This is a genomic window from Arthrobacter sp. KUASC02 (genome assembly GCF_059739395.1).
The window spans coordinates 4,227,718-4,241,331 of sequence record NZ_AP046053.1 but is presented as its reverse complement, the minus strand read 5'-3'; the positions used below and the strand labels follow the sequence as shown (position 1 = coordinate 4,241,331).

Annotated in this window: 14 protein-coding genes; 8 read left to right on the top strand and 6 right to left on the bottom strand. The window is 67.2% G+C overall.

From position 1 onward, the window contains the following. Positions 1-66 precede the first annotated feature (66 nt). Entirely contained in the window at positions 67-1,326 is a 1,260-nt protein-coding gene (locus AC6JAC_RS19480) for an FAD-dependent oxidoreductase (RefSeq protein WP_497966184.1), read from the top strand. Here the strand turns inward: AC6JAC_RS19480 and AC6JAC_RS19475 are convergent. Genes AC6JAC_RS19475 through acsA form a run of 5 tightly spaced genes read right to left on the bottom strand, consistent with a single transcriptional unit; the run spans position 1,315 to position 6,793 of the window. Then, positions 1,315-1,557 carry an acyl carrier protein gene (locus AC6JAC_RS19475; protein WP_028272267.1) on the bottom strand — a complete coding sequence of 81 codons (243 nt, stop codon included), beginning with the start codon at positions 1,555-1,557 and terminating at the stop codon, positions 1,315-1,317. The two genes, AC6JAC_RS19480 and AC6JAC_RS19475, sit on opposite strands and share 12 nt — an antisense overlap. Next, on the bottom strand, positions 1,554-3,002 hold the full coding sequence (locus AC6JAC_RS19470; RefSeq protein WP_497966182.1) for a dihydrolipoamide acetyltransferase family protein: 1,449 nt from the start codon (positions 3,000-3,002) through the stop codon (positions 1,554-1,556). The genes AC6JAC_RS19475 and AC6JAC_RS19470 overlap by 4 nt, the downstream gene beginning before the upstream one ends. Continuing rightward, on the bottom strand, positions 2,995-3,975 hold the full coding sequence (locus AC6JAC_RS19465) for an alpha-ketoacid dehydrogenase subunit beta (RefSeq protein ID WP_497966180.1): 981 nt from the start codon (positions 3,973-3,975) through the stop codon (positions 2,995-2,997). The genes AC6JAC_RS19470 and AC6JAC_RS19465 overlap by 8 nt, the downstream gene beginning before the upstream one ends. Further along, a complete protein-coding gene (gene pdhA, locus AC6JAC_RS19460; protein ID WP_347895718.1) occupies positions 3,972-4,973 on the bottom strand; it encodes a pyruvate dehydrogenase (acetyl-transferring) E1 component subunit alpha in 1,002 nt (333 codons plus the stop codon). The genes AC6JAC_RS19465 and pdhA overlap by 4 nt, the downstream gene beginning before the upstream one ends. Next, the gene (gene acsA, locus AC6JAC_RS19455) at positions 4,970-6,793 is read right to left on the bottom strand and encodes an acetate--CoA ligase (RefSeq protein ID WP_497966178.1); all 1,824 of its coding nucleotides are present in this window, start codon (positions 6,791-6,793) and stop codon (positions 4,970-4,972) included. Before acsA ends, pdhA begins: the two co-directional genes overlap by 4 nt. A 161-nt stretch (positions 6,794-6,954) precedes the next feature. On the opposite strand from acsA, the gene pyrE reads away from it, so the two are divergent. From pyrE to AC6JAC_RS19435, 4 genes are all read left to right on the top strand, one after another. Continuing rightward, on the top strand, positions 6,955-7,539 hold the full coding sequence (gene pyrE, locus AC6JAC_RS19450; protein WP_028272262.1) for an orotate phosphoribosyltransferase: 585 nt from the start codon (positions 6,955-6,957) through the stop codon (positions 7,537-7,539). Positions 7,540-7,686: 147 nt separating this feature from the next. Beyond that, positions 7,687-8,463, top strand: coding sequence for a GAF and ANTAR domain-containing protein (locus AC6JAC_RS19445; RefSeq protein WP_028272261.1), 777 nt, complete (start codon positions 7,687-7,689; stop codon positions 8,461-8,463). Between the two features lie 122 nt (positions 8,464-8,585). Then, positions 8,586-9,179, top strand: coding sequence for a hypothetical protein (locus tag AC6JAC_RS19440; RefSeq protein ID WP_497966175.1), 594 nt, complete (start codon positions 8,586-8,588; stop codon positions 9,177-9,179). 50 nt (positions 9,180-9,229) lie between these two features. Continuing rightward, a complete protein-coding gene (locus tag AC6JAC_RS19435) occupies positions 9,230-10,273 on the top strand; it encodes a thioesterase domain-containing protein (RefSeq protein ID WP_347895709.1) in 1,044 nt (347 codons plus the stop codon). A 32-nt stretch (positions 10,274-10,305) separates the two neighbouring features. On the opposite strand, the gene AC6JAC_RS19430 is transcribed toward AC6JAC_RS19435, so the two are convergent. Continuing rightward, complete coding sequence (locus AC6JAC_RS19430) at positions 10,306-11,136, bottom strand: HAD-IIA family hydrolase (protein WP_028272259.1); 831 nt, start codon at positions 11,134-11,136, stop codon at positions 10,306-10,308. A 139-nt stretch (positions 11,137-11,275) separates the two neighbouring features. On the opposite strand from AC6JAC_RS19430, the gene AC6JAC_RS19425 reads away from it, so the two are divergent. The 3 genes from AC6JAC_RS19425 (at position 11,276) to AC6JAC_RS19415 (ending at position 13,575) form a co-directional block, all read left to right on the top strand. Then, on the top strand, positions 11,276-11,959 hold the full coding sequence (locus tag AC6JAC_RS19425; protein WP_028272258.1) for a TrmH family RNA methyltransferase: 684 nt from the start codon (positions 11,276-11,278) through the stop codon (positions 11,957-11,959). A gap of 165 nt (positions 11,960-12,124) precedes the next feature. After that, positions 12,125-13,144, top strand: coding sequence for a class II fructose-bisphosphate aldolase (fbaA, locus tag AC6JAC_RS19420; RefSeq protein ID WP_028272257.1), 1,020 nt, complete (start codon positions 12,125-12,127; stop codon positions 13,142-13,144). Positions 13,145-13,146: 2 nt separating this feature from the next. Then, positions 13,147-13,575, top strand: a complete 429-nt coding sequence (locus AC6JAC_RS19415; RefSeq protein ID WP_028272256.1) for a DUF3151 domain-containing protein — start codon at positions 13,147-13,149, stop codon at positions 13,573-13,575. Positions 13,576-13,614: the final 39 nt, after the last annotated feature.

Sequence of the window (13,614 nt, the reverse complement as noted above, 5' to 3'; positions counted from 1 at the left end):
GACACCAAGGCCGCACGCGCAGCAATTGCGCGTGCGGCCTTTGTGTGTCCGGCGTAGCGTGGGTGCATGGAGCAAACGGGGTGCGTTGTTGCCGGCGGAGGGCCGGCGGGGATGATGCTGGGCCTATTGCTGGCCCGGGCCGGTGTGGAAGTCACGGTGCTCGAAAAACACGGCGACTTCCTGCGGGATTTCCGCGGCGACACCGTGCACGCCTCCACCATCAGGCTGATCGACGAACTGGGACTCGGCGACGAATTCCGGAAGCTCCCGCAGAGCAGGTTGAACGCCGCCGCCTTCCCCCTCCCCAACGGCGGGATGCTGACGCTCGGCGATTTCGCCTCCTTGAAGCCGCCGTACAACTACATCGCCATGATGCCGCAGTGGGACTTCCTGAACTTCCTGGCCACCGAGGCCGCGCGCGAACCCACGTTCCGGCTGCTGATGAGGCATGAAGCCACATCGTTGATGTTCGACGACGGCCGCGTCACCGGCGTCCGCTACCGGACCCGTGGGGGCAGCGAAGAGGCAAGTACCGAGGGAGCGATCCACGCGGACCTCGTGGTGGCCACGGACGGGCGGCATTCGGTGCTGCGCCGCTCCGCCGGCCTGCAGTCGAAGGAATACCCCGTTCCCTTCGACACCTGGTGGTTCAAGCTCCCGCGCCACGCGTCGGAAAAAGGCGCCGTGGCGGGCATCGTCCCGGCCTTCCGGGGCCGCGAAGCCATGATTGCGCTCTTCCGCGACGACTACTACCAGATGGGGTACCTCGGCCCCAAGGGAACGGATGCCCGGATCCGTGCCGAGGGAGTGGAACGGTTCAGGGAACGCGTCGCCGCGCTGCGGCCGGACCTGGCAGACCGTGTGGATGCCATCCGTTCATTGGATGACCTTCACTTCCTGGATGTGCGGCTGGACCGGCTGCGGCGCTGGTACGTGGACGGGCTGTTGTGCATTGGCGACGCCGCCCATGCCATGTCCCCGGCAGGCGGGGTGGGCATCAACCTGGCCATCCAGGACGCGGTGGCCGCGGCCGCGCGGCTGGCCCCGGGCCTGCTGCAGGGGCGGGTGACAGTGCATGATCTCGCCGCGGTGGAACGGCGGCGCCGGATGCCCACCGTTCTGCTCCAGACCGTCCAGCGCGTCATGCACCGGGCGGTTTTCGTCCCCCTGTTCGCCGGGAGGAGGGCCGGGGTTCCGTCAGTGGTGTTGTTCCTTGCCAGGCGCGTTCCGGCGCTGACAAGGCTCATGCCGCGGCTCATCGCCTTCGGGCCAAGGCCGGAGCACGCGCCCGGCTTTGCCCGCCGGGCCCAGCGCTCAGCCGCGTAAGGCGACGTAGTCGATCAGGCCCTTCACCGTGGCCACGGAGGCGTAGTCGCGTTCAGGGATGTCCACGCCTGTGGCCTCATCGATGGTTTCCACCAGCCTCAGGAAATCCAGCGAATCCAGCTCAAGGTCCTGCCGCAGCCTGGACCCTTCGTCGAGGCCGTCCAGCTCCACGTCCGGGGCCACCTGGTTGATGGCCGCGCGCACGGCCTGCCGCGCCTCCTGCTCATTCATAGCTCCTCCGGTTTTTGCAGCAGTTCGTCGATCTGGGCCAGGAAGCGGGCACCCCGGAGTCCGTCGCTCACCCGGTGGTCGGCGGACAGTGTGGCGGTGACGGCGGGCCGCACGCCCAGCATGCCGTCCTGCGCCCAGGGCTGCTCCACCACCTTGCCCAGGCCCACCATGGCCACCTGCGGCGCGTAGATGACGCCGTACACAGACTCCACTCCAAGATCGCCCAGATTCGTGACCGTGATAGTGGGATCGGCCATTTCCGCGCGCTGCAGGCGCCCCGCCCGGGCCCTGCCCACCAGGTCCCGGAGCTTCTGCATGAGCACGTCCACGGCCAGGGTGTCGGCATCGTGGATGGCAGGTGCCACCAGGCCTCCGTGCCGCAGGGCCACGGCCACCCCGAGGTGCACGGTGCTGCTCGGCCGGAACACCCCGTCCGTGAAAAAGCCGTTGACTTCCGGGATCTCGCGCGCGGCCACGGCTGTCGCCTTCAACAGCAGGGCGGACGGAACCAGCCGCGAGGCCACCGGACGCTGTTCGTTGACCTGTTGCATCCACCCGATGGCGGCGCGGAGGTCCAGCGTGGTGCTGACGTAGTAGTGCGGGATGGACTGCTTGGAACGGGTCATAAGCGAGCCGATGGACCTGCGGAGGCTGGACAAGCGGTCCTGCGCGTCCGACGGCGGCGCCTCCTCCGCGGGCTGCGCCTCTGCTGCCGGCGCCTCCGCTGCCGTCGCTTCCGCCGAGGCGGCACCTGCCACGGAGGCGGGTGCCCCGGCTCCCTGCACGGCGCGCTGGATGTCAGCTTCGGTGACGGCGCCGTCCGGGCCCGTCCCCGGCACTGTGCCGATGTCGACGCCGAGCTGGTCCGCCAGCCGCCGTGCCCGGGGCGAGGACCGCACCCGGGTCCCGCGGGGTGCCGGGCCAGCAGCCGGAGCCGGGGCAGCTTCAGGAACCGGCGCGGCTTCAGGAACCGGCGCGGCTTTTGGCACCGGCCCGGCTTCAGGAACCGGCCGATCCGGCTGCACGGCCGCCGCGCGTTCCACGTCGGCGCGGGTGACCGCGCCGTGCTTGCCTGTGCCGCGGATTCCGGACGGGTCCACACCAAGCTGGTGGGCCAGGTGCCGGACCGGGGGAGGAACCTGTGCCGCGGCTGCTTCCGGACCAGCCTGTGCCGCCGGCTGCCCCCCTGCCTGGCCGGCGCCGTCGTCCGGGGTCTGGGTGATCCGGGCCAAGGGGGTGCCGATGGGAACAGTGGTGCCAACATCCACCAGGAGCTCGGCCACCACGCCCTCTTCGAAGGTCTCCACGTCCATGACGGTCTTGTCCGTGTCCACCACGGCCACCACATCTCCGCGGTGCACGTAGTCGCCGGGCTTGATCAGCCACTCCACCATCTTGCCGTGCTCCATGTCCGCGCCCAGGGACGGCATCCTGAAATCACCCACGCGCGCCGACCGCCTCGCGGGCCGCGGCGGCGATGCGTTCCGCCGTGGGCAGTGCAGCCAGCTCCAGGTGTTTGGCGTAGGGCAACGGCACTTCGGCGCTGCAGACGCGGCCCACCGGTGCGTCCAGGTCGAAGAAGGCGTTCTCGGTGATCCGGGCGGACAGCTCTGCGGAGATGCTGCCGCTCCGCCAGCCTTCGTCCACCACGACGGCGCGGTGGGTCCGGGCCACACTCCCCAGGACGGCGGCGTCGTCGAGCGGGCGCAGCACGCGCAAATCCAGCACCTCAGCGTCGATTCCCTCGGCTGCCAACTGCGTGGCGGCGTCGAGCACTGCCGGCAGCGTTCCGCCGTAGGTGATGAGCGAAATGTCCTTGCCGGGGCGGCGGACGGCGGCCGTGCTGATATCCACCGGGCCGGCGTCGTCAGCGAGGTCTCCGGCCACGTTATACAGGGTTCCGTGCTCGAAGATCAGCACCGGATCCGGGTCTTCCAGCGCCGTCCACAGCATCCCGCGGGCGTCCTCGAAGGTTGCGGGGGTGAGGATCCGCAGCCCCGGGATGTGGGCGTACCACCCCTCCAGGCTGTGCGAATGCTGGGCTCCCAGCTGGCGCCCGGCGCCCGTGGTCATCCGGATGACCAGCGGCACGTTGAACTGCCCGCCGGACATGTGCAGCAGAGTAGCGGCGTTGTTGACCAGCTGGTCCAGCGCCAGCAGGCTGAAATTGACGGTCATGATCTCCACAATGGGCCGCATCCCGCCCAGGGCAGCCCCGATGCCGGCGCCCACAAAGCCGGATTCGGACAACGGAGTGTCCCGGATCCGCTCCGGACCGAACTCCTCGAACAGGCCAAGGCTTACGGCGAAGCATCCGCCGTACGCGCCAACATCCTCGCCCATGAGGAACACCCGCTCGTCGCGCTGGAGGGCGTCCCGGATGGCTGCCCGCATGGCTTCGCGGTAGGTGGTCTTCATTGCGGGCGCCGTTCGCTGTACACGAACCGGGTCAGTTCCTCCACCGGCTCCAGCGTGCCGGCTTCGGCAAACTCGACGGCGGCCTTCACCTCCGCGTCCACGTCCTGCTGGATTTTCTTCCAGTCCTTCTCCGTCAGCTGGCCGGCGTCTTCCAGCGCTTTCCGCAGCGTGTTGATCGGATCGCGTTCCATCCAGCGGGAGACCTCCGTTTTTTCCCGGTACCGTTCGGGATCGAACATGGAGTGGGCCCTGAACCGATAGGTCCTGAGCTCGAGGAAGTGCGGTCCGCCGCCGGACCGGACGGCGTCCACGGCGCGGCGAGCAGCCTCTTCGACGGCGAGCACATCCATCCCGTCCGCGGACCACGAGGCGATTTCGTAGCTGGCCGCCTTGAGGGCAATATCGGTCTGCGATTCGGAGCGGGCCAGGGCCGTGCCCATGGCATACAGGTTGTTCTCGCAGCAGAACAGGACCGGCAGCTGCCAGAGCGCGGCGAGGTTCAGGCTCTCGTGGAATTCCCCTTCGGCAACGGCGCCTTCGCCGAAGAAACAGGCGGTCACCCGGGAACGGCCGGACATCTTGTCCGCGAGCGCCAGGCCAACGGCCAGCGGCAGTCCGCCCGCCACGATCGCGTTGCCTCCGTAGAAGCGGGTGGCGGCGTCGAACAGGTGCATGGAGCCGCCGCGGCCGCGGCAGCAGCCTTCAACATAGCCGTACATTTCGGCCAGGATGGCGCCCGCGGACACGCCGCGCAGCAGCGCATGGCCGTGTTCCCGGTACGTTGCCACCACGGCGTCGTCCGGAGCCAGGGTGCTCATCACCCCCGCGGCTACCGCTTCCTCGCCGATGTAGACGTGCAGGAACCCGCGGATTTTCGCGGCACTGTAGAGCTCCACACACTGCTCTTCGAGCCGCCGCACCCGCAGCATCTGATGGAGCAGGTGGCGTGTATGGTCGGAGTCCGCGCTTCCGGATCCCCGCGCTGCTGTGCCGCTCACGCCGGCGCTCCGGGGTAGGTGCCGGCCGGCGTCTCGATGGTTGACGTGTCACCCTCGGGGAGGCCGAGTTCGCGGGCTTTCAGGAGCCGCCGGAGGATCTTGCCGCTCCGGGTCTTGGGCAGCGCGTCGGTGAAGTCCAGCAGCCGGGGGGCCACCGCCGGGCCGAGCCGTTTGCGGGCAAAGCCGATGATGTCCAGCTTCAGAGCCTCCGAGGGCTGCCACCCGGTGCGGAGTTCCACGAAGGCCTTGACCACTTCTCCGGCAACGGCATCGGGCACGCCGATCACCCCGGCCTCGGCCACCGCTTCGTGCTCCATCAGCGAACTCTCCACCTCGAACGGTCCGATCAGGTGCCCGGAGGACTTGATGACGTCGTCGCCCCTGCCGACAAACCAGAAGTACCCGTCGGCGTCCTGCCTGGCCAGGTCTCCGGTGAGGTACCAGCCCCCGGCGAAGCAGCGCCGGTACCGTTCGTCTTCATGGAGGTAGCCGCGGAACATGGACGGCCAGCCCGGCCGGAGCGCCAGTTCGCCCACCGCATCCGGTTCGGTGAGCAACACGGCCTCGCCGTCCCGGAGCACCGGTTTGCCGTCCGGGTCCCGGGCCACAATCGCGGCCTCAACGCCGGGCAGGGGCCGGCCCATCGAACCGGGCCGGATCTCCATGGCGGGGTAGTTCGAAATCATGATCCCGCCGGTTTCGGTCTGCCACCAGTTGTCGTGGACGGGCTGGCCGAAGGCTTCCTGTCCCCACACCACCACTTCGGGATTGAGCGGTTCGCCCACGCTCGCCACAAACCGCAGGGCGGACAGATCATGCCCGGCGGCGTGGCCGGCACCGGCCTTCATCAGCATGCGCAGGGCGGTGGGGGCGGTGTACCAGACCGTGACGTGCTGCTCGGCGAGGATCCGGTACCACCGGTCCGCGTCCATCTCCTCTTCGTCCACGATCGTGGTCACGCCGTGGGTGAGGGGAGCGATCACACCGTAGGAGGTGCCGGTGACCCATCCGGGGTCCGCCGTGCACCAGTAGATGTCGTCCGGGTGCAGGTCCAGTGCAAAGAAGCCGGTGGCGCGGTGGGCGGTGACGGCGTCGTGCACGTGGATCGCCCCTTTGGGGGTGCCGGTGGTGCCGCTGGTGAAGTGCAGCAGGGCCATTTCTTCGGCGCGGGTGGACGCCGTCTCCAGCGGCTGCGCGTCCCGCATGAGTTCGGCCAGGTCCAGGGTGCCGGGGTCCGGCTGGCCCTCGGCATCGATCAGGAGGACGTGCTCCAATTCCGGCAGCAGGTCCCGGATCTGCAGAACCTTCCGCCGGTACAGCGCCCGGGTGGTGACCAGGGCGCGGCCGGCCCCCAGCTGAAGGCGCTGGCGGACGGGTTCCGGGCCGAAGGCGGAGAACAGGGGGCAGAAAACGCTGGCGTTCTTGAGCGTCCCCAGTACCGCGACGTACAACTCCGGGCTGCGGCCCATGAGCGAAAAGACCCGTTCCCCGCGGCCGATTCCCAGCCCGTGCAGGACGCCGGCAAACCGTGCGGTCTGTTCGGCAAGTTCCGCGTAACTGAGGGAGCGTGCGGTGCCGTCGGCGCGGATGAACCGCAGGGCTTCGTGGCCGGCCCGTTCGCCTGCGGCATGGCGGTCCACGGCCTCGAAAGCTATGTTGACGCCGCCGTCCGGCAGCCCTGCCAGCTCATGGCGCGCCTCATCCCAGGAGAAAGCGGCGCGGCTGGCGTCGTAATCCACCATGTTGGGGCGGACGGCCAGGCCAAGGACGTCCTTCGGGATTGCGGGCCAGCGGGTCGATGGAGCGGTTCCGGCCGTCATGGTTCAATCGGACTCCTCGCCGGGAGAACTGGATAGAGTAGAAAGTCCCGTGGGACGCCCCCTGCCCGCTCTCCTCCCTGTTCTCCTGCCTGTTCTCCTGCCTGTTCTCTGCCGGGGCAGGACGCGCCGTCACAAACCGCGGAGCCACTAAACTGGACCCCATGACTGCCACCAGCCCCCGTGCAGCTGACGCTGCTGCCGCCCGTGCCCGCCTGCTTGAACTCATCAAGGAACTCGCCGTTGTCCGCGGCAAGGTGATCCTGTCCAGCGGGGCCGAGGCTGACTACTACATCGACCTCCGACGTATCACTTTGCACCACGAGGCGTCCAAGCTGGTGGGCCAGGTCATGCTCTCGCTGATCGACGACGCCGGCATCGACTTTGAGTGCGCGGGCGGCCTCACCATGGGCGCCGATCCGGTGGGCACCGCTGTGATGCATGCCGCCGTGGATGCCGGCCGCACCGTGGACGCGTTTGTTGTGCGCAAGGCCCAGAAGTCCTACGGCATGGGCCGCCAGGTGGAAGGACCCTCCGTCGAGGGCCGCAAGGTCCTGGTGCTCGAGGACACGTCCACCACCGGCGGATCCGCACTGACCGCCGTCGAGGGTGTCCGCAAGGCCGGCGGCAACGTTGTGGCTGTCGCCGTGATTGTGGACCGCGACACCGGCGCCAAGGAAAAAATTGAAGCGGAGACCGGCGTTCCCTACCTGTTCGCGTTCGGCAAGGATGAGCTCGGCCTGAGCTAGCGTGCGGGCCGGCGGCAGCGCGCTCTGCAGCAGCGCGATTCAGCTGCATGATTCAGCCGGGAGCTAACCCCGCTTGAATGGCCTAGAGGCGGGACCCTACAATTTGCGTAGCTCAAATTCAAGTCACGCACCTGGAGAGACCGCGCCATGCTCCCGTCCAACCCAGCACCGAACCCAGTTCCCAACACCGTCGAACAGATCCAGAACCTCATCCTGGAGAGTGCCGACTTCGAGGAATTCCTCAACGAACTGGCGCGGTTTTCCGCGCACCAGATGGCGGGCGACGGTGACGACGCCCTCTGCGGCATCACGCTGCTCCGGGATCGCAAGGCGGCCACCATCGGCTGGAGCAGCGATTCGGCGCGTGAGGTGGACGAGATCCAGTATTCGCTCTCGCAGGGGCCCTGCCTGACGGCTGCCGAGGAGGAGCGGGAGGTCCACGTCCCGGACCTTTTCGAAGAGGACCGCTGGGGCCCGGACTACGCCGACGCCGTTGCCTCGCACGGACTGCGTTCGGTGTTGTCCCTCCCGTTCCACCTCCAGGGCGATGCGAAGGCCGCCCTGAACCTCTACTCGGATGTCCCGCACAAGTTCGATGAGAAGGCGGCGGCGCGCGCCCGGGGGTACACACGCGAAGTGTCGCAGGCGCTGCGCCTGGCCGTCAGGTTTTCGCTGCACACGGACAGCGCCACCAACCTCCGGGCAACGCTGGAGTCCCGGACCACCATCGACATCGCCGTGGGCATCGTGATGGCGCAGAACCGCTGCAGCCAGGAAGCGGCAGTGCAGATCCTGACGGACGCGTCCAGCAACAGCAACGTCAAGCTGCGGGACATCGCCAAGTCCCTGGTGGATTCCGTCGGCGGGGCGGGCACCCGGACCCACTTCGAGGAGCCCAGGCAGGGCAAGTCCCGGGTGGGCTGACCGCAGGCAGGCCCGGGACAGGCTGACCCGGGCCGCACTGCGGGGCTTGTGTTGCCGGCGCGCGGAAGCTACGCTGTCCGAGGTTGAGCCGTCGGCCATAGACACCCTTTTTTGGAGTACCTATGGACCGCAAACTTCACGCCCTCGTTAAGCTGGACGTCGCCGCCGACGTTGTTCGGATCGATGTCCGGGGCAGCCTCAACCAGGAATCCCGACCCGCCTTAGTGCACGTCATCCGCCGTATCCGCCGGATGGGTGTCACTGCCCACATCCGGGTGGATCTCTCCCAGGCCGCGTTCGTGGAATCGCCCGCTTTGGTGGGGCTCCGCAACGACCTCAACGCGGTCGACGGCGGCACCTCCGACGGCGGTTCAGCAGCGGGTTCCGGCGTTTCACTCGAATTCATGCCCAGGCTGGACAGCATGGGCCCTGATGCCGGACCCGGTGTGAAGACTGTTGAAATCACCGGTGAATTCGCCGCCTCCATCGACCCCTCCGGTTGCGGACCGCTGGCCCAGTACTCCGACGACGAACTCCTGGCTGCCAGCGACTCGGTCTTCGGGTTGCTGGACGATCCCGCTGCCATTGCCGGAACAGAGTTGCTGGCACAGTATGACGCGATCGGGGTGGAAATTTCGCGGCGGGAGAATGCAGAAGCCGGCCGGAACGCCGCATCGGAGGCCCTGCGGGCCCTTCCGGCCGAGCCCGCGAACTAGCCGGTTTCGCTCGTTTCATATCCGGCTTCCGCTGTGGCTACGGTAGAGGTGTGCCGCAAGTCCAGGAGCCACCACAGCCTGAGGGCGGCCCCGGATCAGCCGAGGGCCGCCTCCTCAAGCATGCAGCAGAACTCAGGCGGTTTTCCCGGCGCAACTTCCTGGCGGGGGCGGGTGCGGCAGCGCTGCTGGCCACCGACATGTTTTTCACCCGGTACGTCCAGGCCGAGCGCCGCACCAACAGGATCCTGACGGTGGGCGATGATTTCGCGGAGAGCTACTACCCGAACGCCAGCTGGATCCTGTTTCCCGGCTACAAGACCAGCTGGGAGGAAGCGCAGTGGATCCTCAATTCCCTGCGCGGTGCACTGCGCCAGCGCGGCCAGCTGGCCGCCGTCGGCTATTCCAACCAGGGGCTGGACATTGACCAGATCGTGATTGCGGTGATTGAGCATGTCCGGGCGAAGCAGCTGACCAGCCTGTATTTCTATGGCCACAGTTTCGGCGGCATGGTGGCAACCCAGGTTGCTGCCCGGCTTCGCGAACTGCACGGCGTGGAGGTGGAATTCATCCTGCTGGACTCCAGCCCGTACAGCAAGTACGACGTCCTGGACCAGAGCTGGTTCGAAGGCGTGGTGGTGCTCTACGAGGGCGGATTCCGGGTTCCCACGGTGCTGCGCGGCGGGTACGAGCTGGGCGAACGCATCGTGCACAAAGATGAACGGTCCTGGCGCCAGGTGGTGGACCAGAGCCTGGAGCAGCTTTCACCGATCGCGCCGTCCAGTGTGCTGATCCAGTCCGAATCCGCCTACATCTACCACTTCGACGCCACCCGGTTCGCGGACAAGCTGGGCGGGACGCGGATGGCCTTCATCGGCAATCCCCGGGACGGCACCGTGAATTACCAGACAGCCCGCGAATCGTGGTCGCGGACGTTTGCGGCCAACATGGTGTCCAATGACCGCCGAACCGACGACGCCCTTCCGGCGCATGCCAGCCCCCAGTGGAACCCGTTTGTCTACCGGCCCATCCTGGAGGAGTTGCAGGATGAGATCTTCCCGCTGCCTACCGGCGGCCCCAAGATGACCGCATTCTGACCTGCTGCCCGGATCCTGCCCCCGGAGCCTGGCTAGATCTGGCTCTTGAGGTCAGCCACCGAGTTCAGGATCTGGTTGGGCCGGAACGGGTAGGCGGCAATGTCGTCCTTGTGCGTGATTCCGCTGAGGACCAGCACGGTGTGCAGCCCTGCCTCCATCCCGGCGATGATGTCCGTGTCCATCCGGTCGCCGATCATGGCGGTGGTCTCGGAGTGGGCGTCGATCTGGTTCATGGCCGAGCGGAACATCATGGGGTTCGGCTTGCCCACAATGTAGGGTTCGCGGCCGGTGGCCTTGGTGATCAGTGCTGCGATGGCGCCGGTGGCGGGCATGGGGCCGTCCTTGGACGGGCCGGTGGCGTCCGGGTTGGTAGCGATGAAGCGGGCGCCGGCAAGGATCAGCCGGATCGCCATGGTGATGGCCTCGAAGGAGTAGGTGCGGGTTTCGCCGAGCACCACGAAGTCGGGGTTCTGGTCGGTGAGGATGAAGCCGGCCTCGTGCAGCGCCGTCGTGAGTCCTGCTTCGCCGATGGTGTAAGCGCGGTTCCCGGAATCCGAGCCGCGCACCTGGTCCTTCAGGAACTGGGCGGTGGCCAGTGCCGAAGTCCAGATGTTCTCCTCCGGGATCTCCAGGCCGGAAGACTTCAGCCGTGCGGCCAGGTCGCGGGGCGTGAAGATGGAGTTGTTGGTGAGCACCAGGAAGCGCTTGGACGTGTCCACCCAGCGCTGGATCAGTTCCGCGGCGCCGGGGATGGGCTGGTTTTCGTGGACCAGCACGCCGTCCATGTCCGTCAGCCAGCATTCGATCTCCTGGCCGCTCCGGTAGAGCGCTGCCGATGAACGTACTTCGTCTGACTTTGCCATGCTGATCCTCCAACGGTGATGGGCCGGTTCCGGCTCCCAGTCTGTCATTTTTGGCGCGCCGGAACATCCGGAACCGAAGAATGACGGACCGGGCCGGCCGCTGGAAACTGGACGGCTACGCCGCGGCTAAAGTTGAACCGTGACTGACCCCCAGACCCCAGCAGCGCCCGCCTCCCCGCCTGGTTCCCCCTCCGGCGAGGAACCGGAGCCCAAGGCGGAGGTCGGCGTCGGGCCCTGGGAAGGCGAGCTTCCCGAAGGGGAACACTGGGACCCGGACCTCCTGGCCGACGGCGACCGCCGCAACGTGGTGGACAAGTACCGCTACTGGAAGCACGAGGCGATCGTGGCGGACCTGGATTCGAAGCGCCACGACTTCCACATCGCGATCGAAAACTGGCAGCACGACCTCAACATCGGCACCGTGGTGCGCACCGCCAACGCGTTCCTCGCCAAGGAAGTGCACATCATCGGACGACGCCGGTGGAACCGTCGCGGGGCCATGGTCACCGACCGCTACCAGCACGTCCGCCACCACCCCACCGTGGAGGACTTCGTGGCGTGGGCGCAAGGGGAGGGGCTGGCGATTATCGGGATCGACATCTTCCCCGATTCCGTGCCGCTGGAAACCTACGACCTCCCGAAGAACTGCGTCCTGGTGTTCGGCCAGGAAGGTCCGGGCCTGACACCGGAGGTCCACGAGGCGGCCCTGGACACCCTGTCGATCGAGCAGTTCGGCTCCACCCGGTCCATCAACGCGGCGTCCGCGGCCGCCATCGCAATGCACGCCTGGATCCGACGGCACGTCTTCAGTCAGTCCGTCTAGTCCCTTCGAAGTGCCACCTCGCGGAAGCGGGCCAGTGCAAAGTGTTACCCGGCCAGTGACCCGAAACACTGCCGCTTCGCAGAAATGGCTAGGATGGGTGCTAGCCGACGAGGTTCACTCCAGGGTCAACACAACCCGTAGACGAAATTCACTTTAGGAGTCAGCATGCCCATTGCAACCCCAGAGATCTACTCCGAGATGATCGACCGCGCCAAGGCGGGCGGCTTCGCATTTCCGGCCGTGAACGTCACGTCCTCGCAGACGCTGAACGCGGCCCTGCGCGGCTTCGCCGAGGCTGAGTCCGACGGCATCGTCCAGGTTTCCACCGGCGGTGCAGCCTACTGGTCCGGCGCCTCCACCAAGGACATGGTTGCCGGCTCCCTGGGCTTCGCCGCGTTCGCCCGCGAAGTCGCCAAGAACTACGGCGTGAACATCGCGCTGCACACCGACCACTGCCCCAAGGACAAGCTGGACGGCTTTGTCCTGCCGCTGCTGGCAGCCTCCGAGGCCGAGGTCAAGGCCGGACGCAACCCGATCTTCAACTCGCACATGTGGGACGGCTCCGCCGAGACGCTGCAGGAAAACCTCCGCATCGCCCGTGAACTGCTCGAGCGCACCGCTGCTGCCAAGATGATCCTCGAGGTCGAGATCGGCACGGTCGGCGGCGAGGAAGACGGCGTCGAGAACGAGATCAACGAAAAGCTCTACACCACGGTGGAAGACGCCCTGGCCACCATCGAAGCCCTCGGTGCCGGCGAGAACGGCCGCTACATCACGGCCCTGACCTTCGGCAACGTACACGGCGTGTACAAGCCGGGCGGCGTGAAGCTGCGTCCGGAAATCCTCAAGGACATCCAGGCCCAGGTCGGCGCGAAGATCGGCAAGGACAGCCCGTTCGACCTGGTCTTCCACGGCGGTTCCGGTTCCTCGGACCAGGAAATCGCGGACGCCGTTTCCTACGGCACCATCAAGATGAACATCGACACCGACACCCAGTACGCCTACACGCGCCCCGTGGCGGACCACATGTTCAAGAACTACGACGGCGTGCTGAAGGTTGACGGCGAGGTCGGCAACAAGAAGACCTACGACCCGCGCGTCTGGGGTGCCTCCGCTGAAGCCGGACTCGCCGCCCGCGTGGTGGAAGCCACCAAGCAGCTCGGCTCGGCCGGAAAGACGTTCTAATCATGTCCGACGAATTCCGCAGGAACCTGATGGGCCCGGAGCCCACGCTCCTGCCCGCGGAGTCTGAGATCTACCAGCACCTGGCCCTCGGCCAGGAGGCACTGGATCTTGTGGCGAAGCACCCCACGTCCTCGCTCCTCTGGGCCATCCTGGCCGAGGAAGCCTGGAACGAGGGCCGGGTTGTCGACTCCTACGCCTACGCCCGCGTGGGCTACCACCGGGGCCTGGATTCGCTGCGGCGCAACGGCTGGCGCGGAGTGGGACCCATCCCGTGGGAGCACGAGCCCAACCGCGGCTTCCTGCGCGCCCTGTACTCCTTGGGCCGTGCAGCGTCCGCCATCGGCGAGGCGGAGGAACCGGAGCGCATTGAGAAGTTCCTCAATGACTCCGATCCCACTGCCAAGGCAGCCATCGGCGAAAACCTCAACTGAACAGACGACGGCGGCTCCCCACCTTTCCGGGTGGGGAGC